Source organism: Streptomyces sp. 13-12-16, assembly GCF_002114215.1.
Classification (GTDB): Bacteria; Actinomycetota; Actinomycetes; order Streptomycetales; family Streptomycetaceae; genus Streptomyces.
The window spans coordinates 7,994-9,078 of the sequence record NZ_NCTE01001030.1 but is presented as its reverse complement, the minus strand read 5'-3'; the positions used below and the strand labels follow the sequence as shown (position 1 = coordinate 9,078).

Genomic DNA, 1,085 nt, shown 5'->3' with positions numbered 1-1,085 from the left:
CAAGCGGCGGCAGTACCCGCCGGGCACGAAGATCTCCCCCAAGGGCTTCGGCAAGGACCGCCGCCTCCCGATCACGAACGGCTGGCGCGAGGGGGCGCGCGCCTGACGCCCGCGGGATGCCCGCGGCGTTGCCCCGGCCCGGTGAGGCCGGGGCAGCGCCCGCGGGCACGGCTTCCGGCCCGGTGGGGTGCGGGTCTTGTTCCCGCGGCGCCTGTGATGAAGGAAGGACGGCCGGCCCGCTGGTCTCAGTCGTCCTGCGGGACGACCCGCACACGGGCCGCTATGGGGAGGTGGTCGCTCGCCGTGGCCGGGAGGGTCCAGGAGCTCTCCGGTTCGGCGCCCTTGACCAGGATCTGGTCGATCCGCGCCATCGGGAACGACGCCGGCCAGCTGAAGCCGAAGCCGCTGCCCACGGCGCCCTGGGTGGAGCGCATCTGGGAGGTGACGGCGTTCAGGGCGCGGTCGTTCATCGTGCCGTTCAGGTCGCCGAGCAGCACGACGTTCGGCAGTGGCTCGTCGGCGATGGCCTCGCCCAGGGCGTCGGCGCTCTCGTCCCTCTGACGGGCCGTGAAACCGGCCTCCAGCTTCACGCGGACCGAGGGGAGGTGGGCGACGTAGACGGCGACCCGGCCGGCGGGGGCGGCCACCGTGGCACGCATCGCGCGCTTCCAGCCGAGGCGGATGTCGACCGCCTTCACGTCGCTCAGGGGGTACTTGCTCCACAGGCCGACGGTGCCGACCACCGCGTGGTACTCGTACGTCGACTCCAGCGCCCGCTCGTACGTCGGGACCTCCGACGCCTTCAGTTCCTCCAGGGCCAGCACGTCCGCGCCCGAGGCGGCCACGCCGCGGGCGGTGGCGGACGGGTCCGGGTTGTCGGCGTTGACGTTGTGCGTGGCCACCATGAGGTCGCCGCCCGTGGCGGTCTTGTCGGTGAGCAGGCCGCCGAAGAGGTTCAGCCAGACGGCCGCCGGCAGGATCGTCGCGATCAGCGCCGTCGCCGACTTGCGGATCAGGCCGAGGACGAGCAGTACGGGGATCAGCAGGCCCACCCAGGGCAGGAAGGTGTCCACCAGGCTGCCCAG

Annotated in this window: 1 protein-coding gene; it reads right to left on the bottom strand. The window is 73.0% G+C overall.

Annotated elements, in window-relative coordinates; translation table 11 throughout:
* Nucleotides 1-245 precede the first annotated feature (245 nt).
* The coding region (locus B7767_RS34630; protein ID WP_085575555.1) for an endonuclease/exonuclease/phosphatase family protein at nucleotides 246-1,085 on the bottom strand (840 nt) is incomplete at its 5' end.